A 1,348-nucleotide genomic window follows, 5' to 3' on the forward strand; every position below is an offset into this window, starting at 1 on the left:
GGGCTATTTGCCGAACAAAAGCGGATTTTTAGACCAATTTGCTGTCGCCGCAGCATGGCAGTCTATTCTCGGACAGCCTCCTAGTAATAGTTGTCTGTTAAGGGACTGCTACCAGCCAAACAACTTCAGGTCTTTGTCCGGACGAAAATTGGTTGAAAGAACGGCATGTTGATTCGGGTTGTAACTGTTCTGGGCATGCAGTTTCTGGTCAAGAAGCAGAGCTGGAATATTCCTCACATAGAGGTTATGGTAATACACCTCTTTCAATGTCTTGATCATTCGGTTGCTAAAGTCCCCCTGTCTGCTCCAGGCGATACTACCAAGGCTTGGTAAAAAAGCATCGGCTGCAGTTTCTCTGTCGCGGCTGGCGGATATCACCATCATATAGGCTGGAATGTCCCTGTCCCTTCCTGTATCAATCTCTTCGACAATATCCGGATGCAGTGTGTTGTATACATACCGATAGGGCAGGTCAAACATAGTGCCGGAGTGGCAGGTGTCAACAAATACCAGCAGCCTTGTGCTGTTATGAAAGCGTTTGAAGGCGTGATGAAGCTCATCATCCGAAATAATATCGCGACCACAGACCATGAGTTCATCCATATGATCTAACTCATCACCACTGGTATCCGGTCTACGGGTACCATGCCCGCTGAAACTGATCATTATTCGATGAGGTCCGGCTTCGCTATGGGTTTGCTCTGCCAAACGTTCAATTTCCGAGAGGACGGTGGATTTGTTGAGTGGGCCAAGTCGATCAGTTTGCACCTTCAGGGACGTTGCCGGGATGCCCTTGCTGGTAGAGGCCCAGTTAAAAAAGTTCCAGGCATCATTGCGGCAACCACCTAATGTTGGTACTTCCGCTATCTGATCGTAGTTTTGCCCGGTAAACAGTCCCTTGATCAGATGCATATTTTCAAACTCAAAATAGAAGTCAGTGTCCAGTGGACACTGGTTGTCATAACAAACGGTCTGATTAATACGTAAGTTTGAATTGGAAGAACAGTAGGCTTCTAGTGGCGATAGCAGTATTAATGACAGACAGATGAGCCACGTGATCGTGCTGAAAACAGACTGCTGAATTCGAGCTATACAGGAAGTGAGCATGGTATGCCTCATGCGTAAAACCTTGAGAAGTGATGAGTAAAGTTACTTAGATTAGCAGACGATCATTGAAATATAGTGGTAAATCGCAGAAAAAAAGAACGGGTCATACTTGCAAGCTGAACAGCGTTCCTTATAATCAGCCGCGTCTGATGAGGGATGAGGTTTTTTCCCTGATTCAGATATTGATGGTGGGCGTAGCTCAGTTGGCAGAGCTCCGGATTGTGATTCCGGCGGTCGAGGG

1 protein-coding gene is annotated in these 1,348 nt (G+C 46.8%); it reads right to left on the bottom strand.

Annotation, left to right across the window (positions count from 1 at the left end):
* Positions 1–108 precede the first annotated feature (108 nt).
* Positions 109–912 (bottom strand): caspase family protein, encoded by an 804-nt coding sequence (locus tag KDK15_RS02560; protein ID WP_257293803.1) that lies wholly within the window; start codon positions 910–912, stop codon positions 109–111.
* Positions 913–1,348: the final 436 nt, after the last annotated feature.

Origin of the sequence: Endozoicomonas sp. YOMI1, assembly GCF_024606345.1 — a bacterium.
GTDB lineage: Bacteria > Pseudomonadota > Gammaproteobacteria > Pseudomonadales > Endozoicomonadaceae > Endozoicomonas.